The 25,803-nt window shown below is 47.0% G+C and carries 25 protein-coding genes; 3 read left to right on the top strand and 22 right to left on the bottom strand.

All coding sequences use genetic code 11. The features are described 5' to 3' along the window. Positions 1-119: 119 nt before the first annotated feature. The gene (locus tag MHB43_RS12565) at positions 120-1,865 is read left to right on the top strand and encodes an ABC transporter ATP-binding protein (protein WP_221824099.1); all 1,746 of its coding nucleotides are present in this window, start codon (positions 120-122) and stop codon (positions 1,863-1,865) included. A 12-nt stretch (positions 1,866-1,877) separates the two neighbouring features. Next, positions 1,878-3,968: an ABC transporter ATP-binding protein gene (locus MHB43_RS12560; RefSeq protein ID WP_341006943.1), complete on the top strand. Its 2,091-nt coding sequence runs from the start codon at positions 1,878-1,880 to the stop codon at positions 3,966-3,968. A gap of 183 nt (positions 3,969-4,151) precedes the next feature. Here MHB43_RS12560 and MHB43_RS12555 read toward each other — a convergent pair whose 3' ends face one another. The 8 genes from MHB43_RS12555 to MHB43_RS12520 all read right to left on the bottom strand — a co-directional run bounded on the left by MHB43_RS12555 (position 4,152) and on the right by MHB43_RS12520 (position 10,984). Next, entirely contained in the window at positions 4,152-4,778 is a 627-nt protein-coding gene (locus tag MHB43_RS12555; RefSeq protein ID WP_405132054.1) for a YdcF family protein, read from the bottom strand. Then, positions 4,775-5,320, bottom strand: coding sequence for a hypothetical protein (locus tag MHB43_RS12550; RefSeq protein WP_051447120.1), 546 nt, complete (start codon positions 5,318-5,320; stop codon positions 4,775-4,777). The genes MHB43_RS12555 and MHB43_RS12550 overlap by 4 nt, the downstream gene beginning before the upstream one ends. Before the next feature lie 99 nt (positions 5,321-5,419). Continuing rightward, entirely contained in the window at positions 5,420-6,130 is a 711-nt protein-coding gene (locus tag MHB43_RS12545; protein WP_221824105.1) for a hypothetical protein, read from the bottom strand. Next, a complete protein-coding gene (locus MHB43_RS12540) occupies positions 6,127-7,182 on the bottom strand; it encodes an ABC transporter ATP-binding protein (protein ID WP_221824107.1) in 1,056 nt (351 codons plus the stop codon). The genes MHB43_RS12545 and MHB43_RS12540 overlap by 4 nt, the downstream gene beginning before the upstream one ends. Before the next feature lie 6 nt (positions 7,183-7,188). Then, positions 7,189-8,919, bottom strand: a complete 1,731-nt coding sequence (gene argS / locus MHB43_RS12535; protein ID WP_405132053.1) for an arginine--tRNA ligase — start codon at positions 8,917-8,919, stop codon at positions 7,189-7,191. Positions 8,920-9,199: 280 nt separating this feature from the next. Next, the gene (locus MHB43_RS12530; RefSeq protein WP_256704105.1) at positions 9,200-9,334 is read right to left on the bottom strand and encodes a hypothetical protein; all 135 of its coding nucleotides are present in this window, start codon (positions 9,332-9,334) and stop codon (positions 9,200-9,202) included. Positions 9,335-9,456: 122 nt separating this feature from the next. Then, the gene (locus tag MHB43_RS12525) at positions 9,457-9,792 is read right to left on the bottom strand and encodes a four-helix bundle copper-binding protein (protein WP_036609230.1); all 336 of its coding nucleotides are present in this window, start codon (positions 9,790-9,792) and stop codon (positions 9,457-9,459) included. A 73-nt stretch (positions 9,793-9,865) separates the two neighbouring features. Further along, a complete protein-coding gene (locus tag MHB43_RS12520; RefSeq protein WP_405132052.1) occupies positions 9,866-10,984 on the bottom strand; it encodes a CobW family GTP-binding protein in 1,119 nt (372 codons plus the stop codon). Positions 10,985-11,155: 171 nt separating this feature from the next. Here MHB43_RS12520 and MHB43_RS12515 point away from each other — a divergent pair, with 171 nt between their 5' ends. Next, positions 11,156-11,674 (top strand): molybdenum cofactor biosynthesis protein B, encoded by a 519-nt coding sequence (locus MHB43_RS12515; RefSeq protein WP_221824113.1) that lies wholly within the window; start codon positions 11,156-11,158, stop codon positions 11,672-11,674. 75 nt (positions 11,675-11,749) lie between these two features. Here the strand turns inward: MHB43_RS12515 and MHB43_RS12510 are convergent, their stop codons facing one another. The 14 genes from MHB43_RS12510 to rny form a co-directional block, all read right to left on the bottom strand. Further along, complete coding sequence (locus tag MHB43_RS12510) at positions 11,750-12,304, bottom strand: hypothetical protein (RefSeq protein WP_339184142.1); 555 nt, start codon at positions 12,302-12,304, stop codon at positions 11,750-11,752. Positions 12,305-12,378: 74 nt separating this feature from the next. Continuing rightward, complete coding sequence (locus MHB43_RS12505; RefSeq protein WP_339184141.1) at positions 12,379-13,398, bottom strand: acryloyl-CoA reductase; 1,020 nt, start codon at positions 13,396-13,398, stop codon at positions 12,379-12,381. A gap of 111 nt (positions 13,399-13,509) precedes the next feature. Further along, a complete protein-coding gene (locus tag MHB43_RS12500; protein WP_339184139.1) occupies positions 13,510-14,163 on the bottom strand; it encodes a hypothetical protein in 654 nt (217 codons plus the stop codon). 388 nt (positions 14,164-14,551) lie between these two features. Continuing rightward, a complete protein-coding gene (locus MHB43_RS12495; RefSeq protein ID WP_221824121.1) occupies positions 14,552-16,006 on the bottom strand; it encodes a nicotinate phosphoribosyltransferase in 1,455 nt (484 codons plus the stop codon). Positions 16,007-16,204: 198 nt separating this feature from the next. Next, complete coding sequence (locus MHB43_RS12490; RefSeq protein WP_405132051.1) at positions 16,205-16,762, bottom strand: cysteine hydrolase family protein; 558 nt, start codon at positions 16,760-16,762, stop codon at positions 16,205-16,207. Positions 16,763-16,829: 67 nt separating this feature from the next. Further along, a complete protein-coding gene (locus tag MHB43_RS12485; RefSeq protein ID WP_237175935.1) occupies positions 16,830-17,633 on the bottom strand; it encodes an NUDIX hydrolase in 804 nt (267 codons plus the stop codon). 78 nt (positions 17,634-17,711) lie between these two features. Beyond that, positions 17,712-18,116, bottom strand: a complete 405-nt coding sequence (locus tag MHB43_RS12480) for a PaaI family thioesterase (RefSeq protein ID WP_145318772.1) — start codon at positions 18,114-18,116, stop codon at positions 17,712-17,714. Positions 18,117-18,325: 209 nt separating this feature from the next. Next, positions 18,326-18,739: a RicAFT regulatory complex protein RicA family protein gene (locus tag MHB43_RS12475; protein ID WP_272907590.1), complete on the bottom strand. Its 414-nt coding sequence runs from the start codon at positions 18,737-18,739 to the stop codon at positions 18,326-18,328. 299 nt (positions 18,740-19,038) lie between these two features. Beyond that, the gene (gene miaB, locus MHB43_RS12470; RefSeq protein ID WP_405132050.1) at positions 19,039-20,595 is read right to left on the bottom strand and encodes a tRNA (N6-isopentenyl adenosine(37)-C2)-methylthiotransferase MiaB; all 1,557 of its coding nucleotides are present in this window, start codon (positions 20,593-20,595) and stop codon (positions 19,039-19,041) included. Between the two features lie 312 nt (positions 20,596-20,907). Continuing rightward, positions 20,908-21,480, bottom strand: a complete 573-nt coding sequence (gene pduL / locus MHB43_RS12465) for a phosphate propanoyltransferase (protein ID WP_017689107.1) — start codon at positions 21,478-21,480, stop codon at positions 20,908-20,910. Positions 21,481-21,671: 191 nt separating this feature from the next. After that, complete coding sequence (locus MHB43_RS12460) at positions 21,672-22,673, bottom strand: dipeptidase (RefSeq protein WP_405132049.1); 1,002 nt, start codon at positions 22,671-22,673, stop codon at positions 21,672-21,674. A gap of 85 nt (positions 22,674-22,758) precedes the next feature. Next, positions 22,759-23,019, bottom strand: coding sequence for a stage V sporulation protein S (locus MHB43_RS12455; protein ID WP_007430104.1), 261 nt, complete (start codon positions 23,017-23,019; stop codon positions 22,759-22,761). A 117-nt stretch (positions 23,020-23,136) separates the two neighbouring features. After that, positions 23,137-23,931 carry a TIGR00282 family metallophosphoesterase gene (locus tag MHB43_RS12450; RefSeq protein WP_036609256.1) on the bottom strand — a complete coding sequence of 265 codons (795 nt, stop codon included), beginning with the start codon at positions 23,929-23,931 and terminating at the stop codon, positions 23,137-23,139. Between the two features lie 154 nt (positions 23,932-24,085). Continuing rightward, entirely contained in the window at positions 24,086-25,627 is a 1,542-nt protein-coding gene (gene rny / locus MHB43_RS12445) for a ribonuclease Y (RefSeq protein ID WP_036670418.1), read from the bottom strand. Between the last annotated feature and the right edge of the window lie 176 nt (positions 25,628-25,803).

Below are 25,803 nucleotides of genomic sequence, written 5' to 3'. Positions count from 1 at the left end.
TGCCGTATGATTATATGAAGACATACCGCCTGCGTGCGGTATGTCTTTTTTTGTGGGTACATTTCGGCATACATGAACGGAATTTGCATTTCTCGGACATCGAAAGGAAGGGATAACACTTGTTCTCTGTACTTAAAAACCTGGCCTGGTTCTTCCGGCTGGAACGCAAACGATACCTAACCGGTGTCATTTTGCTTATTCTGGTGGGCATTGCCGAACTGCTGCCTCCCCGTCTTCTTGGCAATGCCATCGACGAGATTGTGCGCGGTTCCATTACCGGCACCTCACTTACCCGTTATATTTTGCTTATTCTGGGAACGGTCATCATTATCTATCTGGTTACATACGTTTGGATGCACAAACTGTTTGGTGGTGCCAACCTGGTTGAGCGGCTGCTTCGTTCACGCTTTATGGACCACTTGTTACGGATGACTCCTCCCTTTTTTGAGAAAAACCGAACAGGAGATCTGATGGCTCGGGCCACCAATGATCTTCGTTCCATTGCCACTACAGCAGGCTTCGGCATGCTGACCTTAACAGACTCTACAGCCTTTCTGGCCACCGTATTGTTCGCCATGGGGTTCCTGGTTAGTTGGAAACTGACCCTGGCGGCAATTCTGCCATTACCTTTTATCGCCATTGCCATGATGATCTATGGTAAAGCTGTACATCAACGTTACACCCTGGCACAGGATGCATTCGGAGATATGAACGACCAGGTACTGGAATCCATCGCCGGTATTCGCGTCGTGCGTGCCTATGTGCAGGAACGTCTGGACGAGAAACGGTTCGCCGATGTGACCGAAGATGTGTATCGCAAAAATTTGGCTGTTGCCAGAATGGATGCCCTATTTGAACCTACCATCCGCCTCTTCGTTGGACTCAGTTATGTGATTGCACTTGCCTACGGCATATATCTTGTATTTCATAATGAAATTACCCTGGGAGATCTCGTATCGTTCAATATGTACCTGGGGATGATGATCTGGCCCATGTTTGCCATCGGCGAATTAATTAACCTGATGCAACGTGGTAGCGCTTCGCTTGATCGGGTCAACGAGACTTTATCGGTAGAACCTGCCGTACAAGATGTTGATCAACCTGCTCACGTTACGAATCCAGCAGAAATTGCGATGCAGGATGTTACATTCCGTTACCCAAGTTCCACTGTGGACAATCTCAGTCACATCAGCTTTTCGTTGCGACGGGGTCAAACATTAGGTGTTGTGGGTCGTACGGGTAGCGGTAAGTCTACTTTGCTCAAACAACTGCTTCATGAATACCCTGCCGGTTCGGGCACATTAAGCATCTCGGGTCATCCAATTCAGGATATCGCCAAAGATGACTTGCACAGCTGGATTGGGTACGTACCACAGGAACAAGTTTTGTTCTCCAAATCAGTTCGTCAGAACATTCAATTTGGTAAACCTGGGGCCAGTGATGAAGTTATCATGGAAGCCATTCGTACCGCCGCTTTTGACGGTGATCTGGGAACCTTGTCCGATGGACTGGATACACTTGTTGGTGAAAAAGGAATCTCTCTGTCCGGTGGACAGAAACAGCGGGTATCGCTGGCGCGTGCCTTTATTGCCAATCCTGATATTCTGATCCTGGATGACGCCTTATCTGCTGTCGATGCACGTACTGAAGCCAAAATCATTGAAAATATACGCAACAAACGCTCGGGCAAAACCACGCTGATCTCGACTCATCGCCTGTCTGCTATTGAACATGCTGACCGAATCATCGTACTGGAGCACGGGAAAATTACGGAAGAAGGCACTCACCAGGAATTGTTAGCCATGAACGGCTGGTACCGTGAACAGTATGAACGGCAACAGGTCGAGTCCAATCTGTCCACGTAGGAGGTCAATTCATTGAAGTCTAATACAGGCAAAAGGCTGCTTGATTACGCCTTGAAAGCCAAAGGAACATTTATCGCTGCATTAATTATGCTTACTATTGGTGTTGCGGCCGAGCTTGCCGGGCCGTTCATCGCCAAATCCATGATCGACAATCACTTGCTCGCGATTGAGCAGCCTTTCTATGAGACGACAGCTTCAGATGAAGCCGCAGTCTACAACGGCAAGAACTACAAACGCGAAGGTTTGTTCGAACCGGATGAAAACAAAGGTTCGGAAGTGCGGGTTTTACAAGCCGGCAGAAGTTTTTATTTTGTAAACGAACCGGTAAGCGCACCTGACGGGGACCGCACATATACGGATGGAACCCTCACGGTTACACGCGCAGGTGAAGTGACAGGCCAATATGCGGCAACACCGCTGTCCGCTGGTGAACTGTTTGCTTTTTACAAACCGGAGATGCCCAGCATCTATCAATTAATTGTGTATTACATGATCTTCCTCGTGATCTCGGTCATTATGGAGTTTGGTAAAACATTCTGGCTGCAGTCCTCGGCCAACAAGGTCATTCAAAGACTGCGTAACGATGTGTATGCCCATATTCAGCGACTGCCGGTGCACTTTTTTGATAACCTGCCCGCAGGTAAAGTTGTATCTCGGGTCACGAACGACACAGAAGCCGTCAAGGATCTGTTCGTTGCCGTTCTTTCGAACTTTTTCTCAGGAATCATCACGATTACAGGTGTGTATGTCGCACTCTTCCTGCTTGATGTTCGCCTGGGTCTAATCTCATTATTCGTTGTGCCGATGCTCATTACATGGATTGTGCTCTATCGCAAATTCGCCACTCGTTACAACACGATCATTCGATCACGACTGAGTGAGATCAATGCAATCATTAACGAGTCCATTCAGGGGATGTCCATTATCCGCGTATTCCGCCATCAGAAACAAACCAAACAGGAATTCGAAGATCTGAATGATGACTATATGAAACACCAGAACAAAATGCTGAACCTGAATGCCTTCACCTCACACAACCTGGTTAACGTATTACGGAATATCGCCTTTGCGGTGGTCCTGTGGTACTTCGGTTCCAGTGTGCTGGATGGCACAAGTATTATCTCCCTGGGTGTTCTGTATGCCTTCGTTGATGTCCTGGGCCGCTTGTTCCAGCCGATTACCGGCATGGTGAATCAGCTCGCCAACCTGGACTCCTCCCTCGTATCCGCTGGTCGCGTCTTTGAGCTGATGGATGAAAAAGGAGAAGCCGTAACCGATGGCTCTATGCCAAGATACAAAGGGAATGTTGTCTTCGATGATGTATCCTTTGCCTATAAAAAAGATTACGTGCTTAACAATATCTCATTCAAAGCATCCCAAGGTCAGACGGTCGCTCTGGTCGGTCATACCGGTTCGGGTAAAAGCTCAATCATCAACCTGCTATTCCGGTTCTATGATCCGCAAAAAGGTAAGATCACGATTGATGGTCAGAACGTCAAAGATCTACCTAAACAGTGGATTCGCGAACATATGGGGATTGTATTGCAGGACCCGTATCTGTTCACAGGCACCATTGCTTCCAACGTCAGTCTCGGCGATGAGAAGATCTCCCGTGAGCGAATTGAACAGGCGCTGCGTGATGTAGGCGCTGAACGCATACTGGCTCATTTGCCTCAAGGCTTTGACGAACCTGTCATCGAAAAAGGAAGCACATTGTCTGCTGGACAGCGTCAATTGATCTCCTTCGCTCGGGCACTGGCATTTGATCCGGCCATCCTCATTTTGGATGAAGCGACTGCCAATATTGATACGGAAACGGAAGCATTGATTCAGAACGCACTCGAAGTCCTCAAAAAAGGACGTACCACCTTCATCATTGCTCACCGTCTGTCCACCATTCGTTCGGCAGATCAAATTCTGGTTCTGCATCGCGGGCGTATCGTTGAGCAAGGTGCACATGATGAGCTGATGGAGCTTAAAGGCCGCTATTATAAAATGTATCAGCTCCAGCAAGGTGCGCAAGCAGCAGCGAGTGCAACCAGCGAGAATCCGTCGGGTGAGATCATTCCAACCTCAACCTCCTTTGCCGGAGGCAATGCATAACAGAGTAAAACAGAAAGCTTTTTAAGTAACCAATCAAAATGATGTACTCGACGGCAAAACAAAAACCGATCTATACAGCTACCTCAGGGTTTGCGGTGTAGATCGTTTTTTTGTATTTTCATCGGGATTCAGGTTCCGATACTGTTTATTTCGTCCAGACAAAAAAACAATCCGCGTGCAACCTCATGGCTGCTGCGGATTGTCAATCCATCCTTTGATCGTATATCCCATGTACATCACGGTCTCTCTTGCGAGAAAAGGAAACTTGCTGCGCCAGGTTCGATACGCCGTAGTTCGTGTCGGAGATGGTACGGCATCCATACCCAGTCCGGTAGCCAGCTTCATGGCCCGTTTCATATGTAACGGATCACTCACAATCGTATAGGTTTGATATCCGGCCTGTTCTCCTATTGGAATTGAATTGATCAGATTCTCCTCGGTGATTCTGGATTTGATCTCTACACGAATGTCCGCTGGATCTACTCCATGTTCAATGGCATACTTCTGACCAACTTCAGCCTCCGTATGTTCTCCATCACCACTTGATCCACCTGTGAAAAGCAGATTACGAACGGTACCCTGACGGTATAATTTAATCCCGTGTTCAATACGTTCGCGAAATACAGGTGAAGGGTTATCCCCCGCCACAGCTGCGCCCAGAATGATTGCTGTATCCGATATCCTGGATGAATCCTCATCTGTATATGCAGATATACGTACTGCCGTAACTACAGTCCACAGAATTCCAACTAATACTACAGCGAGAGCCGTTATTAATATCCAGCGTTTCGTTATCCGTTTGCTTGTCATTCATCCTCTTCCAAAGCCCTTGCTTGCATACTCTCGGTATGCATACGCTCCAGCGTTTGCAGAGCTGCTGCGGATTCGGCATCCAGACCAAGCTCTGCAATCCAGGCACCCGTATATTGCTGGAGACGGATCTCCAACTCCTGTGCACGGTCTTTGAAATCCTCCAATTCCTTAATCATGCGTGATCGTCCTTCCGGACTGAATGTCTCATGGATTCGTTCCTTGAAGTAATGATGTACGATACGGTTACGTTGCTGCCACAGTTCATTCAGTTGAAGAGTTTCTTCCTCGGAGAATGTAAAATGATGGCGCACTTCGTGAATGAGCTGCCCCAGTGAACTGCTCATCTTTCGTTCGTACAGATCTTCCAGATCCTCTTCAGACACGGCTTTGCCCTGAGACATTTTCATTAATAAAATCAGATTGACCAGCTGCTGTTCAAGCGCCTGCCCGTAGTACACTGCCAATCCGTAATAGGCAAACAATTCCCTGGAGTGTTCGCTGTCCAGCATGTCACCATTCTGGATATCTGTATTTTGCATATGCGAGCGCCCCCTTCAACCGTACAATGTTAACCATTCCATGTCCCTCTATCCTAACCAAACCAAGAGCAACATTCAAGTTATCGGGAAGCGCGTCTCCTAACTCCGCAGATCTCTTCTTCCGGACAGCCACACATGGATGATTAGTAACCCTAATGCATAGAGCACAGTCCACAGCATAACCGAGACAAAAGAGTCCATCTTTGATTCATCAAATAACATCATCTCACGAACCAGATAAAAGGCTGGTGGAAGAATGCGGCCAAGCCATTCTAACGATTCAGGCAAACGTTCACTTAAGGAACCTTGGATAAACGATAGTAATAATACAATAATGAGAGCAGGCATACTGCGACTAAGCAAGGGAATGTACGATTTTTGAAAAAATACACTGATGCCTAATCCCAGCAGTGATAATCCCAGATGTCCTAACCAAGTCATCATCCACTCCTCACCTGTAGGTTGTCTCTCGAACATTCCCGCGAACACGGGATACAGCACAGTGATTACGGTGAGCATGAATTGCATTATCCAGGCACATATGAGTTGACTTATTACAACCTTACGCCTGCTTCCTGTATGAAGGACGAGTAATTGATACTGCTTAGCAGGTTCGGTATTCATCACCATTACTCCGAGCCAAGCAGCTGCCAGAAATAACAGCATAGCCGTGACACTGTAACTGTCCGCAATAGGGTTGGGTTTGTAGGAATAGATCAGCAGCATGGCGATGATATAAAAGATAACCGGTGCAAAATATTTCTGTGAGCGAATGTGATGCCTTAACAAATATCGGGTCAGATAGATCATTCGGCTTCTCCCCCCGCATCATCCATGGAAGAGCTAAAGTCCACAGATCCTGTGACACTTCCACGACTCGCATGTACAGCTGGATGTTGTCCTTCCAGCAGACTTTCCATATGTAATTGACTTTCTTCCTGTTGTACAGACACAACCGAACCTCCGGATGCCAGAATCATTCTGAGGACATCATCTGTTGATTGTTGAACTACTTTCCAATCCCACAACCAAGCATTGGATTTCTCCAAGCTCGTATTACGGACTAAAGACAGGACTCCCCGTTGTTGTAAAATGGATGGATCGTCAGCCAGATCCTCTCCAGCTTCCATCAGACTTTGAATACGTACAACGGGTTCGCCAGCTTGAAGTATATCTTCACGACTCCAGTAGCGGAGCACGCTGCCTTTTTTCAACACAATTACCTGGTCTGCCAAACGTTCAATAAGCAACGGTTCATGACAAGCTGTAACGATGGATGTCCCTTCATCCTTCCATTGCCCCAATAGGGATACAATGCCCTCTTGAGCTGGAATATCCAAGCCTGATAAAGGTTCATCCAGCAGCAAAAGTCCACCCGGTCCAGGTAACAGGGCCTGAATCAAATTCACTTTTTGCAATGTGCCCTTGGATAATAGGGGTAACTTCTGATCGATCGCGGTATCCAGATATAAAAGTTCACTAAGTTCTCTAATCCGCTCACGCAGTATTTCGGGGCGAATGCCCCGAATCCGTCCCATGTCCCACAAGTACTCTCCAGAAGTAAAGGGTAAACGTGGCAAGCCATCTACTGCATACCCATCAGAACCCTTCATTGTGCGCTGTATCGATCCTGTATCGGGTAACAAAATACCTGCCAACATACGTAGCAACGTACTTTTGCCAGAACCGTTTCTGCCAACAAGTACAGCACATTCTCCCTGCTTCACTTCCAGGTTAATTTCATCAAGTACTTGAGCATTACCTAATCGCTTGCTCACTCGTTGAAGCAACATACCTCGACCTAATGAGTCTGGTACATCTTGATTGGCTTTCTTGAAAAGTCCACGTGTACTCCATATCACCTGGGATCACATCCGTTCTGGAGCTTGCACACCTAGCAAATGTAAACTGTACGCGAGGCGTTCGGCAGTCCGTTTGGCCAATGCCACCCTGAAGGATCTTACATCAGATGACGCATCCGCAATGCGTTCGGCGTGATAGAAGCTGTTGAACGCTTGAGCGACATCTATTGTATATTTGGCAATGACCGAAGGCTCATTCCGATGAATTGCTTTTTCAAGATACTCGGGATAATCACCAAGCAGTTTCAGTAATGCCCATGAGGCATCTCCGATACAGGATGGAGTGGTCACTGTGTCAATCTCACCATCCGCAAGACTGGGGTTAGACAGAGGGTTTTCATTTTCCACGCGGATCGCCTCTTCTGCCTTGGCAAGCACACTTTGAATCCGGGCATGGGTATACTGCACATAAGGTCCGGTCTCTCCTTCAAAACTCACCGCATCCTCCAAGGAGAAGTCCACATCGTTTAACCGACTATTACGCAGATCACCGAAGACAATGGCACCTACACCAACCGCCTCAGCCACCTTCTGAGGGTTCTCCAGATTCGGGTTTTTCTCCTGGATAATCTGCAAAGCACGAGCGACTGCCTCATCCAATACTTCCTGCAAAAATACGACTTTACCGCGGCGGGTAGACATTTTCCGTCCCTCAAAACGCATTAATCCAAACGGGATATGTTCACACTTCGCAGACCATTCATGACCCATCCGGGATAGGACCGCAAATACCTGACGGAAATGTAACTTCTGCTCGCCTCCGACCACGTATAACAACCGATCTGCCTTCATCACCTCATGACGATAAACCGCCGTAGCTAAATCCCGTGTAGGATAGATTGTTGTTCCATCTTTTTTGATAATCAGGCACGGGGGCATGTTCTCATCCTCCAGACGTACCACGAGTGCTCCATCACTCTCTTCAAGTAAACCTTTTGCCTTCAGTTCTTCAACCACTGCACCCATCTTGTCATTGTAAAAGCTTTCTCCCAGCGTATGGTCGAACTGTACATTCAGACGTTCATACATCCGGTTGAATTCCTTCATGCTAACTTCCACAAAGAACGCCCATAACCGCTGTGCTTCATCATCTCCCTGCTCCAGCTTGCGGAACCAATCCCGTGCCTCAATCTCCAGAGAAGGATCATTCTCCGCCTCATCGTGGAAACGCACATACAGCTCAAGAGACGTACGGATCGGGTCTGCCTGCAATGCTTCATCATTGCCCCACCGTTTATACGCTGCGATCTGCTTGCCAAACTGGGTTCCCCAGTCTCCCAAGTGATTCACACTTACAGAGGTATAACCCGCTTCGTTATACAACCGATACAGTGCTGCACCGATTACAGTAGAACGCAAATGTCCGATTCCGAAGGGTTTTGCGATGTTAGGGGAAGACATATCAATCACAACACGTGAACCTTGACCAAGCTGAAGCTTACCGAATGCGGCATCCCCCAGTTCTTTCAGCAGATTCGGCGCAAGCTCCTCCCGATTGAATCGGATATTTACATACGGCCCAGCGGAAGTCGCTTCAATTCCAGATGCCTGCAGACTTGTTGCGAGCTCGGTCGCAATGACTGCCGGTGCTTTTTTTAATGACTTCGCCAATGCAAAACAAGGGAATGCTGCATCCCCCATCTCCGCCTGTGGTGGGACTTCCAGTAATCTCAGAACCTCTTGTTCATTCAATCCCGTTAAAGGGGCAATATCGGCCGCAGCCTTCTTCATCAACATGTCAAACACTCCTTATCCATTCATTATTGGCTGAAAATAAACACAAAAAAAGCTCTCGTCTCTAAATAAGAGACGAGAGCTGACTTAACAGTTCCCGCGGTACCACTCTAGGTGAACAGCTACTCCTAATATGCATCAAACATGCATACCTGTAGAACCTGTTCCGCTCGATGCGTATAACGGTCGCAAGCCGAATTACCCTCAGACAGATATGACCTATCCCCAATCGGGATAAATTCATCTTTTCGGATAACCATCTCACGGGTGCGGTTCACTCAGGTCATGTCATACCGGCTTCCACCTCTCCCGGCTCGCTGTCATGTATGGATCTGGCTACTCTCCCGATCATTGATATTCTTCGTTTCAATTCATTGCCATCATTATACATACCACGATCAGACTTGGCAACCTGCATTAAAAATCCCCTATTGAAAGGCAACACAGAGGCACATCGTCTCAGATGCCTGTGTTCACTGCCTTCCCTTAGGGGACAAAGGTCATTATCGGTTTTAATTATATATTCCAGTGAAATAATATTTACGCCACTGCTGCCATTAACCGGCAAGCTTCTGCACATCTGCGGCAAGCCTCTGCACATGCCTGGCAGTGATCATGGTGGTGTTTGCCACACTCTGCGGCGCAAGCTTCACAAGCTTTCACACACAATTCGCATATTTCAGCAATGAAATCACTTCCACGTGTCATCGCTTGTGCAGCAAAACTGCAGATCTCCGCACATTCCCGATTCAAACGAATGCAATCACGCAGCATCGCCAGATCATATTCTTTCAGACTCGATATGTAACATACGTTGCAAGCATTCATGCACTCCAGGCAAGCATCGATACATTGTTGATATTGTTGTTGTGTCATTTAAAGTTACCTCCCAGGCAAAGTTTGCTATGCATCTTAATACCCAGTTCGGAGGAATATTGAATCATCTAACCTACTTTATCGCTTCCAATTCCAGTAATTGGTCACGAATGACAGTTTGGTCAAAATGTTCACCTATAAACACAGCAACATTAGGAACATCTCCTTGAGGTGTGATCTTCATATAATCCGATTCACGGTAAGCATACTGGAACCAGAAACGGCTCGCCGTGTCACTAAACGATAAAATGCCTTTTGCTCGATACACGTCTCGTGGCAAAGCAGATACAAATTGTTCAAACGCTTCGCTGTTCACCGGATGACTGAAATAATGCGTATACACCATAACATGTTCGTGTGAGGCATGGGGAGCAGAATGCTCATGACCGTGGTCATGACTATGGTTATGAGATGCGTCAGTATTCGTAGCATCGCCTTGGACTGTATGATCTGTATGTTCATGACCATGACTGCATCCATGTGTACCACAGGCTTCTGTATGCACATGATGCTCTTGGTGAGCCGGCTTGTCTGCTTCAGAAGCTGAATCACGTACATGCACGTCTGCCCCGCTGCGAAGCAACAGATCCATCTCTACCTCACATTTCACCGTAGGAATTACAGGGGCGAAGCCATTCCATTTTGCCAAAAGCTGCTCCAGATCCTGCAGTTCCTGTGCACTCACCCGATCCGTTTTGTTCAAGAGAAGCACAGACGCACAACGAATCTGCTCCTGCATCAGCTTGAACGTCTGCCCCTTCTGCTCCTGATACAGGCCAGACAGATGTGCTGCATCCACAACAGTAATGAGACTTTTCAGTTCCAGTCGCATGTAGAGTGAGGTCTCCGTTACCGCATCCAAAATCTCCATTGGGTTCGCGGCACCGGTGGCTTCTATAATGATCACATCCGGTGATTCCTCTTGAACGAGATCAGCAAGTTGCAACCCCAAGTCACCACGTACGGTACAACAGATGCATCCACCTAACATCTCTGTCATCGGAACGGTGGAATCCACAATCTGACCATCCAGATTGACTTCGCCTAACTCATTCATAACCACTGCGGGACGCAAACCCTGCTGTTGCCAATGTTCGATCAACTGAACAAGCAGTGTTGTTTTGCCACTCCCCAAAAAACCTGACAGTATATATACAGGTATGGATTGTTCTTTTAAAATCGTTTCATTCATGCGTATACACCTCTCTGATTGTCCTTCTTGTAACCTGATCTATCTATATCTAGCGAGTGTACACCATCCCGCATTCGTTGTGCAATAACGTTCAACTCTTCTCCAGTACATTGCCTGATTCTAACGGATGGTCTATGCTATGAGGACATGTTGATTGAAGGAGGAAGTTTCATGACTAATTCAGTGGAACAACATCGCCAGGAAGCCCCTGACACGGTATCGTGCATGATTGTTACGGTGTCGGACACACGCACTAAAGACACTGACACCAGTGGCCAGCTCATGCACCAGCTTCTGAATGAAGCCGGTTATCAGATTGTTGAATACATCATTACACCAGATGAAACGGAGAGCATTCGAACCATCCTGCAAGATGCAGCCGTTCGTGATGATATTGAAGCCGTGCTGCTTAGCGGCGGAACAGGGATTGCACCCCGAGATACAACCTACGAAGCGGTGTCCTCACTACTGGACAAGGAACTCCCGGGCTTTGGTGAGATCTTCCGTTTTCTCAGTTACACCGAAGATATCGGTTCCGCTGCCATCCTGAGCAGAGCCGTCGCTGGAACGATTGGACGCACAGCTGTATTCTCCATGCCAGGTTCCAAAGGAGCTGTCAAATTGGCCATGGAAAAACTCATTTTGCCCGAGCTACGGCATGTGATGCGTGAAATATATAAACCCGTCTGAAAGATCAGACGGGTTTTAGGGTTTATTTTCAGCTGTACGGTAAGGATTGAAAGTTTTCTGTGCTCCCATCTTCTCCTACCTTAATTGCTCCAACACATGTTGGAATACCTGCATAACATCCTGTTCATACTTGTCCTTTTCTCCACCAGAAGCTGTATAAACGAGTGATACATATCCTTTGCTGCGAATCGTTGTCCGTCCAAGCGCATTCTCCAAGACAGCCTCATCCCGATCCTCACTATACATTTGTTTCATGCTGGCAGCTCGTGCAGCCTTATCACTGAAAATATGAACTTTCACGATGTGTCTGCCACTTCCATTCAATAAATACATATAAGAGATCCCACCATGGCCGTCATCGGCAGACATATTATTCATCAGCTGAATGCCTTTTGATTCAAAACTCTTACTGATCTCACTCACCAATTCACCGTTTAATCCGTGTCCTTGATTCTGTGCCCGCATATTTCCTTCATCTGTCGCTTCGCGGGTATAGACCTTCCGCTCCTGTTCAATGGATGATGCCGAACAAGCCACCAGGGACCAGATACTTGTGATCAACACGCCACTTACAAGTACCGACTTTATTGTTTTTCCAACCAGCCTTCGCCCTTTTCTACCAAACCACATGCCAATCCTTCCTTTCCAGCCACGTGTACTGTGACCCAATCAGGTAGAATTAGCATGTCTAAGGACTTAGAATCTTATGCGGATGGCAGATCTGATATTGTATTGACCACCGTACGACCTACTGCACCACCTTGGAGTATCGTCTCCAGTGTATGAGGTAATTGGTCTAGAGAAATCTCCCGGATTCCCAGTTCAAGTGCGCGCTCCGGTTTCCATTCTCCACCGAGCAGTTTCCACAATCGTTCCCGACGTTCCATTGGACAATATACAGAGTCTATACCTATAAGCTGGATGCCACGCAAAATAAACGGAAGTACCGTGGATTCAAAAGCTGTGCCTCCGGTTAACCCGGATACCGCTACCGCACCTCCGTATTGAATCTGTTTCAATCGCTCCGCAAGAGCTGGTCCTCCTGTTGGATCAACAACTCCCGCCCATAGCTGTTTCCCCATGGCTCCTTTAGCTGGAGCATCAGCTTCTTCACGAGTAATAACCTCTGAGGCACCCAAGTTTCGGAGCAATGACTCCTCCTGAACCTTCTTACCTGTACTGGCTGTTACTTCGAAGCCCAGTTTCGCCAGAATGGCAACTGCCATACTGCCGACACCACCCGTTGCACCCGTAACCAGAACCTTGCCCATCTCCGCAGTCACTCCAGCCTGTAACAGCGCATCAACCGAAAGTGCAGCCGTAAATCCTGCGGTTCCAATTGCCATGGCTTCTTTCTCACTGAGACCCGGTGGCAGAGGCACCAGCCATTCACTGCGCAGACGAGCATACTCGCTGTACCCTCCGTAATGGGATACGCCAGGTTCAAATCCTGTACTGATCACCCGATCTCCTGGTGCAAAACGTCCACTGACCGACTCCTCTACCGTTCCGGCCAGATCGATTCCAGGTACCATCGGGTACTCACGGACGACACCGCCTTTCTCTAGGGTAGCGAGTCCGTCTTTATAATTGACACTGGAATACTGCACCTGTACCGTTACATCTCCATTAGGCAGATCTTCCTTCTTCAGTTGCTCTATAGCAGCTTTCACTCCGCCCTGTTCTTCTTTACGGACAACATATGCGTTAAAATGATTTTTCATTGATAGCCACTCCTTCTTTGGATTTTATATATTTTTCCATTAAGCACATGAATTGTTCGCATTCAGGCTTAACGGCTACCTTTTACTTCTGCATTCTTCAGATGTTGATGATCAAGCTCTGTCTCTTCTGAGTGTCAACAGATAGATTAGTGGACCCACAATAGGGATGATGCCTGCCGCGGTCCAAGCTGCTGAATGTCGACTCACTTCAGTATCCCTGTATATCCCAATCATCGAAAGTAAGGTCAGTAGTACAAAATCAATCGTCATGATATGTACAAAGGCAGATTGCTTGAATGCTTCCATGTATACATCCGGATGACCTTGCGTCACAGCATAAAATGCTGTGACCAGCGTCAACAGCAGAAGGACTACATGCGTCAGCTTGTTGCCGGCTACTCGTCCAATTCCCGACTCACGCTGACGCCCAAAATGTAAGCTTCCGTAACCCGAAGCTCTATTTGCGGATGATGACCATGCATAATAAGGAAGCAGGGCAAAAGCCCCCAGTCCGAAAGAAAGGATAACAAAAGGCCAAGCCGGCACACGGCCACCTCGTTCTTTCACAGATGTTCTTAACAGCAAACAAGCATACACTGCCGGAAAAATACCTAACCACGAAAATACCGTGAGTAACCAAGGTTCTTTGCTTTGCAGGGTGATCAGTTCTTTGAATATCGGGTCACTTCCAGGTGACTGCCCTGGTGCCAACAACACTGCATAGGCAATAAAAGCGATCCAGACCAGTCCTAATATCCATCTCATGTCTGCACCTCCTCTTACTTTCATCCCCTACAGCTACGGGATTGAAACAATGCGATGCAGAATTTGGCGTCTCCTGCGCTTTCCCGAGAAATAATTACTGCTTTCCCCTACAACCTTTTTGAATTGCGCATGACTATTTCCAGTATAGCCTGTTACCTTGGCAGTCTGTCCATGAGATTTCTTACATCAATGGTCCATCTCATCGGGATCATATAAGAAAAAAGTCTATCGACGTACTTTCATAGAAGACAGACCGCATTTAGCTGAAGTTTTTCTTGTGATCATCGAATCGTTCAGCTCCGCTGAAAACGTATAATTCTATGATCTTCAAAAAGGCATAACCAGTATTCCTCACTGGTTATGCCTCTCTGTAATTCTTATGTGTGAATTATTCCTCTGTGGATTTCACATGTTCCGCAATGAGCTTCTGCTTCATATTCCATGCCGCAGGGCTGATGTTCACACGGTAGATCTCCGGGTTGAGCTTCCGCTGGTATTCAGGCCAGAAAAGGTCCATCTGCTCTCGATGATACGCACGAATCTCATCCAAATTAGGCAGTTCATACACTTTGCGTCCGTTCACAAAGATCGGCTCCAGCATATTTACCGCTTCGTAGCGGGTAACCGTCTTTTTCAGGTAAGGGTGTAGCGGGTTGAACAGCTTGAGCGGTCCGCCCTGTAGCGGCTGCTCTTCATCTGGATAGCAGATATAATCTGCAATCGCTTTGCCATGTTTCGGATCAATGATCCGGAACACTTCCTTTTTACCTGGAGTGGACACTTTTTCAGGATTGGCAGATATTTTGATCGTAGGCAGCATGGCACCGTCTACTTCACGCTCCACCAATTTGTACACTCCACCCAAAGATGGCTGGTCAGAAGCGGTAATCAACTGTGTACCAACACCCCATGTATCAATCCGTGCTCCTTGAGCCTTCAGGTTGAAAATCGTATTTTCATCCAAATCATTGGATGCAACAATTTTCACATAATCCAGGCCAGCCTCATCCAGCATCTGACGTGCCTGAATCGACAAGTACGCTAGGTCACCACTGTCGAGACGAATGGCATTCATCTTTTTGCCCTGGCTCTCCAGCTTCTTGGCTGTCTTGATGGCGTGAGGTACTCCACTGTTCAACGTGTCAAAGGTATCAACCAGCAGTGTAACCTGATCAGGCAACACTTTGGCATACACGTCAAACGCCTCCTGTTCGCTCATAAAGCTCTGTACCCAGGAATGGGCATGTGTACCTGCTGTTGGGATCCCGAAGCGCTCTCCGGCCAGCATGTTGGACGTTGCATGGAAACCTGCTACATACGAGGCACGTGCGCCCCAGATCGCAGCATCCGCTTCCTGCGCACGCCGTGTGCCGAATTCGAGCAAAATATCCTGCTGCGCTACCTGTTTGATCCGCGAAGCCTTGGTTGCAATTAACGTCTGATAATTCATGAAGTTAAGTATCGCCGTCTCCACCAATTGAGTCTCCATAATGGAGCCTTCTACCCGAATGAGCGGTTCGTCAGGGAAAACAATTGCACCCTCCTTCATGGAATGAATCGTCCCCTGAAATGAAAACTGGAGCAATTCTTCCAGAAAGACCGGATCGTAATTTTCCTCTTGTTTGGATAAAAATTTGATGTCGTCCATCGTGAACCGAAGCTGGCTGATATAGTTCACAATACGTTCCAATCCGGCAAATACCGCATATCCGTTGCCAAAAGGAAGTTTGCGGAAATAGGCTTCAAATACCGCCTTCCGCTTGTGAGTACCATTCACCCAATGGGCGTACATCATATTGATCTGATATTTATCCGTATGTAAAGCCAGGCTAGTTGTCTGCATTTGTCTCATCCTCTCTGACTTCCGCTCGTGCCCCCAGAATTCATCTGTGGACACGGGTTAACATATGGAGACTTATTCTTCATGATTCTGTTCATCCGTATTAAACAAACAAGTCTCCCGTAAAAAAACTCTATACACCATTCACCACATTCATCCGGTTCCTAACGTGAGGTCAACCAAACATGACTATGGAGTAGATTAAGCCAAGACTGTCTCGCTCGCCTTAACCACCGAAGCACCAAGGCTGGAACAAAAATGTCCAAGTGCCCACTCATGCCCTGCCGGATTGAAGCTGGCAACAGCATCTTCATATACCGTAATATGAAAACCTTTATTGTAAGCGTCCACTGCGGTATGCAATATGCAAATATCCGTACATACCCCAATCAGTGCAATATCCTTAATACCACGTGCACGCAGTCTGAGTTCCAGATCGGTCCCACAGAATGCACTATATCTCGTCTTATCCATCCACTGTATATCCGTTTTCCGTTCTTCCATCACTTGGGCAAGACGACCATATAACTGTCTTCCCTCCGTATTGCGGATGTTATGAGGTGGGAAAAGTACCGTCTCCGGGTGATACGGATCATTCTCTTCGTGCAGATCCACAGCCATAATCACTTCATGTTTATTCTTACAATAGGCCTCAGTTACAGCTGCAATCGTCTCTTCGATCTCTATTGCCGGCTGACCTACAGGCAAAGAACCTGTCACAAAATCCTTCGTAAAATCAATGACAATCAGTGCTTTCATCGTCAACACTCCCTTAGCCCAGAAATGGTTGATCCTGATTCAATCAGACTGACACATCTACACCTTATTACGTATAGATGGAAAGGCGTGGTACCAGTTCTGTAAAACGATATAGCTGCGCCGGACGCTGCGAGTACTGGTTGGAACTCACCAGGTTCCCCTCTTCATCCCGTACTTCTTCCACAATGCCTTTACGACTGCGGGTAGACGTGATCTTGCGAATGAAGTTTGGTTCTTCAAAATCCGGTACAACACTTTGAATAACCTGATATAATTCACTTAATGTAAAATCACGTGTCAGGAACTGACGAGCAATCGTCGTTTCCAGCATCTGCTGTTGAATACGTCGATAAGCATCTTCAATGATAGTTCTGTGATCAAAGGCCAGTTCCAGTTCTTGCAGCGCCTCCTGGATGGTGAACAATCCAACATCCTCAGCATCATCTGCTGCTTGGCGTTGATCCAGCATCCATTCTTCCACAAGCGCGAAAAATGCGTGAGAGATAATCCATCCCCTCGGGTCACGACCCGGCTGACTGTATACATTCAAGTACTCCAGATGTCCACCGTCTACACCTGTCTCTTCCATCAGCTCACGCTTAGCTGCACCGTAGATGGATTCATTCTCCTGACAAAATCCACCGGGTAATGCCCATCTGCCTGCAAAAGGCCAGCCTTTGCGCTTGATCAGCATCACTTTCAGTTCCCGAATGGGAAGTGTCTTCGTCACCGTCTTGCGCTCCCGCTTGGTTAAGGTGAACATAACGATATCCGCAGGAACACCATCGGGGGTACGATATTTTTTGGAACTATAAGCACGTGCTGCTTGTTCGTCGCTCTCTGCATTGAAGTGTTCGTAGTTTTCGCTCATGGGCACCACCGACTATTTTCATTTTGATAATTTCATTATGACATAATAATATCTTTTGTCAACCGCAGGATTCGTGCGTTACGTTCTAGGGCGTGCTATGCGGAATGTCGCCGTAGCCATGCATCCCAACGTACCCGATGCATCACGAACCTCCGAATGAGTCGTAACACTGCGTCCAGCTTGATGCAGTACCGTAGCTGTCACCATTAATTCCCCTTGTTTCATTGGTGCGAGAAAATGTACGTTCAGATTCGTTGTCACACAGCCGTCCACTTCCATTGCTGCTGTTGCAACCATACCCATCGCCTGGTCCATCAGTGAAGTTAATACACCCCCATGGATAATCCCCATGGAGTTGGTATGATGTTCACCTGCTGTCAACGCGATCTGTACTTCTTTGCCGTCTCCTTTAATATAACGACAGCCGAGAAATCCCCAGAATCGTCCGTCTCCGTCTTCCACCATTTTGTCCAAAATACTCATTATTCATTTCTCCTTTATTCACTGTACGTATCAAGCTCTCTTGATGTCATGTGCCTTTATCATTAAAAATCAGCTGCGCCACACAAAATAACCCCACAGCGTGGAGCTTTGCTTGGAATTATATTCCGAGTACTTGGCGATAGCCACTCCACGTTAACGGTTATGTAATGTCAAAAAAGGCGCGGACAGCGTCCGCACCCTTCCGTCATTTAACCGCAACTGGTCGGAGGTGAATCCGTTCCAGCCTCCACGTTTACTTTTTCAGAAACCGTATCCCGGATTACGGAGATCACTAGTTGAAGCAAGTAGTTGATGTCGCTCTGGCTCTGTTGGAATTCCGTCACCAATGGAATACTGTCCAGTTCGCTTTGCAGATCATCAATTTCCTGTTCAATTTTGCTGACCATCTCCACATTTTTGAAGCTCTCAAAAGCAACAATCTCTTTTTGTTTTTTCTTGATCGTTGCAATCAACTGCTGGATGCGCTCATGATCCCGAATTTTGGTTTCAGCCTGTTGAAACTGTCTAACTTCCTCACTCGTTCCGAGCATATCAGCCAATTCTTTGGCTTTTCCCATAATGTCGTCGCGTATGACCAGATTGCGCGTATCGTAGGTTGGCATTCCATAATGGTTGTACTGCACTTCTTCCTGCGCCACTGAAATCGCTCCATTCTATGAGATGATATAAGATGAATACTCACTGTTGCACTAAGTTCAGCTGACTGCTGAGTGACCGCTGCGGTGTCGGATCGTTCTTTTGATCGCTGTTGTCTCCGAATTTTTTCGATTGAAATGTTCAAGGTTAAAATTTGGAGACAAAGGCGAACGCTTCGCTTCTACAAAATCGATTCCGTCACCTTCGCTACGCTCGGCCGTAACCCCGCTAAGTGCAAAAAATACTCATCTTATTGGTGTGTGTATTACTGATTGGCAGCTACCGGCTCAGAGAGCAGGTTGCCCCGAATATAAAAAGTCATCGGATCGGTGATTTCCACTTGTACAAAAGTACCGATCAATTCTTTAGGTCCTTCAAAATGCACCAGCTTGTTGCTGCGCGTACGTCCTGCCAGAACTTCGGAATTCCGCTTGCTCTCGCCTTCAACGAGCACTTCAACGATTTTGCCGCGTTGCTGTTCATTGCTTCGGTGGCTGTATTCGTTGATCGTTTCGTTCAAGCGCTTCAAACGTTCCTTCTTCACTTCCATCGGTACGTTGTCTTCCATCACCGCAGCCGGTGTACCTTCCCGTGGGGAATAAATAAAGGTATAGGCAAAATCATACCCTACTTCACGGACAAGGGAAAGTGTATCTTCAAACTGTTCTTCCGTTTCCCCCGGAAAACCAACAATAATATCCGTTGTCAACACAACATCCGGGATGGCCTTTTTAATTTTGTCAGCCAGTTTCAGATAGTGTTCCCGGCTATACTTGCGGCTCATTCGTTTGAGTACTTCCGAACTGCCAGATTGCACCGGAAGATGAATGTGCTCCACCAGGTTTCCACCCTTCGCCAGCACTTCAATCAAGCGATCATCGAAGTCACGTGGGTGACTGGTTGTAAACCGTACTCTTGGAATATCAATCTGGCGAATGGCATCCATCAAGTCACCAAAGCTGTAGTTCAGGTCGGTGAAGTCCTTGCCGTACGCATTCACATTTTGACCAAGCAACGTGATCTCCTTAAAGCCTTGTCGTGCCAAATCCCTAACCTCGGCAATGACATCTTCAGGACGACGGCTGCGTTCTTTGCCCCGTGTGAACGGAACGATGCAATATGTACAGAACTTGTCGCAGCCATACATAATGTTCACCCAGCCGCGCATACCCTCACGTTTCTTCGGCAGGTTCTCGATAATGTCGCCTTCCTTGGACCATACCTCAACAACCATTTCTTTGCTGAACAGCGCTTCCTGGATTAGATGTGGCAGTCGATGCACATTATGTGTACCAAAGATCATATCCACAAATCCATGCTTCTGCATAATTCGGTTGACGACGCCCTCTTCTTGGGACATACAACCGCATACGCCAAGTAACAATCCCGGACGTTCGAGTTTTAGCGTTTTCAAGTGACCAAGCTCACCAAATACTTTATCTTCCGCATTTTCCCGTATGGCACACGTATTGAGCAGAATAACATCAGCTTCTTTGCGATTCTCTGTAGCCTGATATCCCATAGACTCAAGCAGTCCTTTGATGGTCTCCGAGTCATGCTCGTTCATCTGACATCCATACGTATATACAATATAATGTTTGCCTTTCCCTATGTTTTTCAGTTCATCGGGAACGGCATTTTCGTAAAGCACCTGGACGTCTTCCTTGCCCCGCTGTTTCTCCTGACGATGATTGGGTTCCGATTTGATGTTAATCTCACGGCCCCGGATTCTTATCTTTTTGCTGAATTCATCTTGCGAAATTACTTTGGCATCCGAGAAATCAAAATATTGGGAGTAATCCTTTTTTGAGTCTTTAGCCATTTCCTTCGGTCACTCCTTACAGCCTCTATTAATAAAAAATCGTACATTCATCCCTGTTCCACATGAATTTCTTGCGTGGAACATTAAAAGAGCATTACAGCAAATTATAGCATGAATTGGGCTGTAGTTCCACATCCAAACCGTATGTCCCTTCGTCTAATCCGAAACATGCCATGCGCAGAAGAACACTCAGAAAACACAAAAACCTGAGCCTTGCCATCAAGGCTGGAATTAACCGGCCCCTGATGGCTGTGCTCAGGTTTATATGTTATTCAGACCGACCTAATTGGCGGCTGAAGCTATTACATGTAATTAATCGATGATTTCAGCAGTGTCGCCATTACGAGCGCCAGCAGCGTTAGCTTCATCTGTATCAATATGCATGTCCAGTGCAAAAGAATCGGATACACGAGCAAGTACATTTTCCAGTACAAGACCGCGATCTCCGCCAAGGCGAACTTTCAACATTTGTTTGTCCTCGATACCCCATTTAGCAGCATCAGAAGTATGGAAGTGAATGTGACGAGCAGCAACGATAACACCTTTATCAATTGTTACTTCGCCAGCAGGACCTTTAATTGTGATTCCTGGTGTACCTTCAATGCTTCCAGATTCACGTACAGGTGCTTTAACACCAATCGCAAATGAATCTGTCATGGAGATCTCCAGTTGCGTTTCAGGGCGAACAGGTCCAAGGATACGCACTTTATCAAACTGTCCTTTCGAACCAATTACCGCTACAGTTTCGTTAGCAGCGTATTGGCCAGGCTGGGACAGAGGTTTAAATTCAGTCAGTTCATAACCTTTGCCAAACAAAATTTCAACGTGCTCTTGGGATACATGAATGTGACGGGCAGATACGCCCACAGGTACTGTTTTACTCATTGTAAATTCACTCCTTGTTTATCTATGGCCTGTACTCAGGCTCTTAACAATCCAATGGTATTATACCCCTTTTTGGAGTGAAATGAAAACGAAGTGGTGAAAATTCATGAAATACACTTATTTCGCCATCATTCCCCTCCTTTATTTGGAAAACCAGTTTCAATTCAACACATTTAACACACACCAGTTCACTATTTCATGGAATTGCCCTTCATCTGCATCTTCGGATTGCTCTCTGGCAAGTGTTCCCTCAGATAACTCATCGCATTCCCCCACAACCAGCCACGAACCAGATGTTCATCATAATGTTTGAGCAGGATTTCCATCAGTCTCGGATAATGTCCTGAATGTTCAAGTTTCTGAATATACGTTGAAATTCCATCAAAATCAGACCCCATCATCAGATGATGCTGCCCGCCGAGAGAACAGAATTGCTCAATATGAGGCAGCAGATCTTCTATACGTACTTCCCCCTCCTGCTTTACAAACCAGGGTACAAACGTCAGTCCGATCCGCCCTTCCCGGGCAATGATAGCCTGAATCTGATCATCTTTCAGATTACGCACATGGGGACACACGCTATAACTGTTGGAATGGGAGGCGATAAAAGGACGTTTGCTCAAATCAGCCAGTTCCCAGAAACCTTTCTCTGTCAGATGTGACACGTCGAGCAGCATTCCGATTTCATTACACTGGTGCACCAGCTGCTTCCCTTTCTCGGTCAGACCTGCTCCACGTTTCTCCATTACTCCGTCAGCCGCCCAATTGGCATAATTCCACGTTAGTCCAATAATTCGAACGCCCATCTGATAACATAACTCCAGATAGAACAGGTTGCCCTCCAGGCCATCCACACCCTCCAGTGTGATTAATCCCCACGGACCCTCTGTTTGCCCCACCTGAGCCACCTGTTCACGCCATAACAACGTCTGTGTGCCGTCAGGCCGCTCCTGACTTCCCTCTACACGTCTACGATAAATCTCCAACTGTCCCATCACATGTTCAAACTTGCCTCTGCCCAGCACTTCGGGTAAATAGATGGCGAACGCCTGCAACCCTACATTCCCCTCTTTCAAACGTTGCAAGTTCACATCCAGTTGTGGAGCATCTTGGAATGAAAGAGCAGGCTGCATCAAAATTTTGCTCAGTGCATCACAGTGAAAATCAGCTACACGCCAATCAGACATGGACATCTTAAACCCTCCTCCATATGTTATTGCAAAAAAACGCAAAAAAACCTGTCTACATCGTAAACAGGTTCAATGCATACTGCATGTATTATCTGGGCTCCACAATCAGCTTAATGGCCGTTCGGTCCTCGCCGTCAATCACAATGTCTGTAAAAGCTGGAATACAAATCAGGTCAACTCCGCTTGGTGCTACAAATCCCCGGGCTATCGCTACCGCTTTAATGGCTTGGTTCAGTGCTCCTGCTCCAATTGCCTGCAGTTCAGCATTTCCACGTTCACGAAGAACCCCTGCAAGAGCGCCGGCTACAGAATTAGGATTGGACTTTGCTGAAACTTTTAATACATCCATGGTAAGTACCTCCCTGGGAATGTTGAAAGTTTGTTTCCACTTACTAGATGTTATTCGCGGGAGGCAAAAAAATTCCTTCTTTTTAGACGGGTTTCCCTGCAAATTGGGACAATACCCCTATTCCATGCGCCACTCGTCCTCCGTCAGACGAATTTTTTCGATGCGTGTTGCCGCACCTGTGGCTTCATCAATTTCAACAAAAACACCATGGAAGTGCCATTTGCCATCATCTACAACGAAACGTACAGGAAGCTGGGTGTAGAACTTACGCAGCACGGCCTCACGCTCCATACCCAATATACCGTCACGAGGCCCTACCATGCCTGCATCCGTCAAGTAAGCCGTTCCTCCAGGCAAAATCCGATCATCATTACTCTGTACATGCGTATGTGTACCTACAACGAGAGACGCACGTCCATCCAGATGCCATCCCATGGCAATCTTTTCTGACGTCGCTTCAGCATGCATATCGACCAAAATACATTTATGGTCTTGGCGCAGCTCATCTACAATTTCATCAGCTACACGGAATGGACAATCCAGAGCAGGCAGGAACGTTCTTCCTTGAAGATTGACAATCGCTAGCTCTTTCCCTTCGCCTTTGACAACCGTGTACCCTCGTCCTGGTGTTCCTGGTGGAAAGTTCGCTGGACGAATCATGCGGGGCTCATCATCTATAAAATCAAAAATATCCTTATTGTCCCAAGTATGATTACCAAGTGTAATACCATGTACTCCCCAGTTGAAAAACTCATTTGCAATTGCACCGGTAATGCCACGACCTGCTGCCGCATTTTCACCATTCACAATCACCACATGTGGCTTATACTTCGATTTCAGGTAAGGTAAATTTTCCTTTAATGCCTTACGTCCCACGTTACCTACAATGTCACCAATAAACAAAACTTTCATTGATTACTGCCTCCTCAATTCCTGCAAAGTCCTCTTACTTCAAATGTGGAACCTTTGCAGGACTCTATCTCATGCTCCATGATGTATAGTTGCCTTTTAACAGGCTATCAACAGGAAAAGTGGCCCACTACTGCGGCCACTTTTCCGTAATGCTCTATTTTGCGTATTCAACCGCACGGGTTTCCCGGATGACGGTGACTTTGATGTGACCCGGATAGTCGAGTTCATTCTCAATCATCTTCGTGATGTCACGGGCTAAGCGGAAGGCTTCAGCATCATCGATCTTCTCAGGCTGTACCATAACGCGAACTTCGCGTCCGGCCTGAATGGCGTACGATTTCTCGACACCTTCGAAGGATTCTGAGATTTCTTCCAGCTTCTCCAGTCGTTTGATATACGTTTCCAGCGTTTCGCGGCGTGCGCCTGGTCTTGCTGCGGAGAGCGCATCTGCTGCGCCAACCAACATGGCAATGACCGAAGTCGCTTCGCAATCTCCGTGATGGGACGCGATACTGTTGATTACAACCGGATGTTCTTTGTATTTCTTCGCCAGTTCCACGCCAATTTCGACGTGTGATCCTTCCACTTCGTGATCCAGCGCTTTACCGATGTCATGCAATAGACCTGCACGTCTTGCCAGAGTTACGTCTTCTCCGAGTTCGCCAGCCATCAATCCAGCCAGATAAGCGACTTCCATGGAATGTTTCAAGACGTTCTGACCGTAACTTGTACGGAACTTCAACCGGCCCAAAATTTTGATCAGATCCGGATGCAGACCATGCACGCCCACTTCAAAGGTAGCTTGCTCACCGTATTCACGGATGCGCTCATCCACTTCTTTGCGGGATTTCTCAACCATCTCTTCAATCCGTGCCGGGTGAATACGTCCATCAGCCACCAGTTTCTCCAGGGCAGTACGGGCGATCTCACGGCGAATCGGGTCAAAGCCCGACAGAATAACAGCTTCTGGCGTATCATCGATAATGAGGTCAATCCCTGTAAGGGTTTCAAGCGCACGGATGTTACGTCCTTCACGACCGATAATCCGGCCTTTCATTTCTTCATTTGGCAGGGTAACAACAGAAACCGTTGTTTCCGCTACGTGGTCAGCCGCACAACGTTGGATGGCGAGTGTAATAATCTCGCGGGACTTTTTGTCCGCTTCTTCCTTCGCTTGTTGTTCAATGTCCTTGATCATTTGAGCCGTCTCATGACGAACTTCCTGTTCTACGTTGGACAGTATGATACTGCGTGCGTCTTCCATGGTGAGGTTGGATATACGTTCCAACTCGGTCACCTGGTTTTTGTAAATCATTTCGATCTGCTGCTGAGTTTCATCAATTCGTTTCTCTTTGTTAGCCACTTGCTCTTCTTTACGTTCGAGTGATTCCAATTTTTTATCCAGCGACTCTTCTTTTTGCAACAATCGTCTTTCTTGTCGTTGAATTTCATTCCGACGTTCACGAGTGTCTTTTTCAGCTTCAGCGCGAATGCGATGGATTTCATCCTTCGCCTCCAGCACCGTTTCTTTCTTCAGTGCTTCTGCCTCTTTCTTCGCGTTCTCCACGATTTGTACGGCAGCTTGTTCCGCACTAGAGATTTTAGCCTCTGCAAGAGATTTGCGAATAAAATATCCTACTCCGAACCCAATGAATAGCGCGGCTGCAACGAGAGCGATCGTGATTGCAATTTCCATACTGTTCACCTCCTCGTTGGTTCCTCCAAGGCATTCCTTGGGTCAATTTGCAGTTTTCAAACCTTACATATGTTTGGGAATAACGAATACTCACGGCGATCCCCCGCCGATTTTCATTTCACATGTACATGTTTCCACGTACTATTCACTGTTTCCAGCGAACCCATAATTAAGAA

Source organism: Paenibacillus sp. FSL H8-0317 (genome assembly GCF_045040685.1).
Lineage (GTDB): Bacteria > Bacillota > Bacilli > Paenibacillales > Paenibacillaceae > Paenibacillus.
The sequence above is the reverse complement of the archived record's forward strand: the minus strand, read 5'-3'. Positions and strand labels throughout refer to the sequence as shown.

Excerpts from the sequence above, each read along its gene's own strand:
- MHB43_RS12555 (WP_405132054.1), bottom strand. The coding sequence starts at position 4,778 with ATGACAAGCAAACGGATAACGAAACGCTGGATATTAATAACGGCTCTC.
- MHB43_RS12550 (WP_051447120.1), bottom strand. The coding sequence starts at position 5,320 with ATGCAAAATACAGATATCCAGAATGGTGACATGCTGGACAGCGAACAC.
- MHB43_RS12545 (WP_221824105.1), bottom strand. The coding sequence starts at position 6,130 with ATGATCTATCTGACCCGATATTTGTTAAGGCATCACATTCGCTCACAG.
- argS (WP_405132053.1), bottom strand. The coding sequence starts at position 8,919 with ATGTTGATGAAGAAGGCTGCGGCCGATATTGCCCCTTTAACGGGATTG.
- MHB43_RS12530 (WP_256704105.1), bottom strand. The coding sequence starts at position 9,334 with ATGCAGGTTGCCAAGTCTGATCGTGGTATGTATAATGATGGCAATGAA.
- MHB43_RS12525 (WP_036609230.1), bottom strand. The coding sequence starts at position 9,792 with ATGACACAACAACAATATCAACAATGTATCGATGCTTGCCTGGAGTGC.
- MHB43_RS12520 (WP_405132052.1), bottom strand. The coding sequence starts at position 10,984 with ATGAATGAAACGATTTTAAAAGAACAATCCATACCTGTATATATACTG.
- MHB43_RS12515 (WP_221824113.1), top strand. The coding sequence starts at position 11,156 with ATGACTAATTCAGTGGAACAACATCGCCAGGAAGCCCCTGACACGGTA.
- MHB43_RS12510 (WP_339184142.1), bottom strand. The coding sequence starts at position 12,304 with ATGTGGTTTGGTAGAAAAGGGCGAAGGCTGGTTGGAAAAACAATAAAG.
- MHB43_RS12505 (WP_339184141.1), bottom strand. The coding sequence starts at position 13,398 with ATGAAAAATCATTTTAACGCATATGTTGTCCGTAAAGAAGAACAGGGC.
- MHB43_RS12500 (WP_339184139.1), bottom strand. The coding sequence starts at position 14,163 with ATGAGATGGATATTAGGACTGGTCTGGATCGCTTTTATTGCCTATGCA.
- MHB43_RS12495 (WP_221824121.1), bottom strand. The coding sequence starts at position 16,006 with ATGCAGACAACTAGCCTGGCTTTACATACGGATAAATATCAGATCAAT.
- MHB43_RS12490 (WP_405132051.1), bottom strand. The coding sequence starts at position 16,762 with ATGAAAGCACTGATTGTCATTGATTTTACGAAGGATTTTGTGACAGGT.
- MHB43_RS12485 (WP_237175935.1), bottom strand. The coding sequence starts at position 17,633 with ATGAGCGAAAACTACGAACACTTCAATGCAGAGAGCGACGAACAAGCA.
- MHB43_RS12480 (WP_145318772.1), bottom strand. The coding sequence starts at position 18,116 with ATGAGTATTTTGGACAAAATGGTGGAAGACGGAGACGGACGATTCTGG.
- MHB43_RS12475 (WP_272907590.1), bottom strand. The coding sequence starts at position 18,739 with ATGCCAACCTACGATACGCGCAATCTGGTCATACGCGACGACATTATG.
- miaB (WP_405132050.1), bottom strand. The coding sequence starts at position 20,595 with ATGGCTAAAGACTCAAAAAAGGATTACTCCCAATATTTTGATTTCTCG.
- pduL (WP_017689107.1), bottom strand. The coding sequence starts at position 21,480 with ATGAGTAAAACAGTACCTGTGGGCGTATCTGCCCGTCACATTCATGTA.
- MHB43_RS12460 (WP_405132049.1), bottom strand. The coding sequence starts at position 22,673 with ATGTCCATGTCTGATTGGCGTGTAGCTGATTTTCACTGTGATGCACTG.
- MHB43_RS12455 (WP_007430104.1), bottom strand. The coding sequence starts at position 23,019 with ATGGATGTATTAAAAGTTTCAGCAAAGTCCAATCCTAATTCTGTAGCC.
- MHB43_RS12450 (WP_036609256.1), bottom strand. The coding sequence starts at position 23,931 with ATGAAAGTTTTGTTTATTGGTGACATTGTAGGTAACGTGGGACGTAAG.
- rny (WP_036670418.1), bottom strand. The coding sequence starts at position 25,627 with ATGGAAATTGCAATCACGATCGCTCTCGTTGCAGCCGCGCTATTCATT.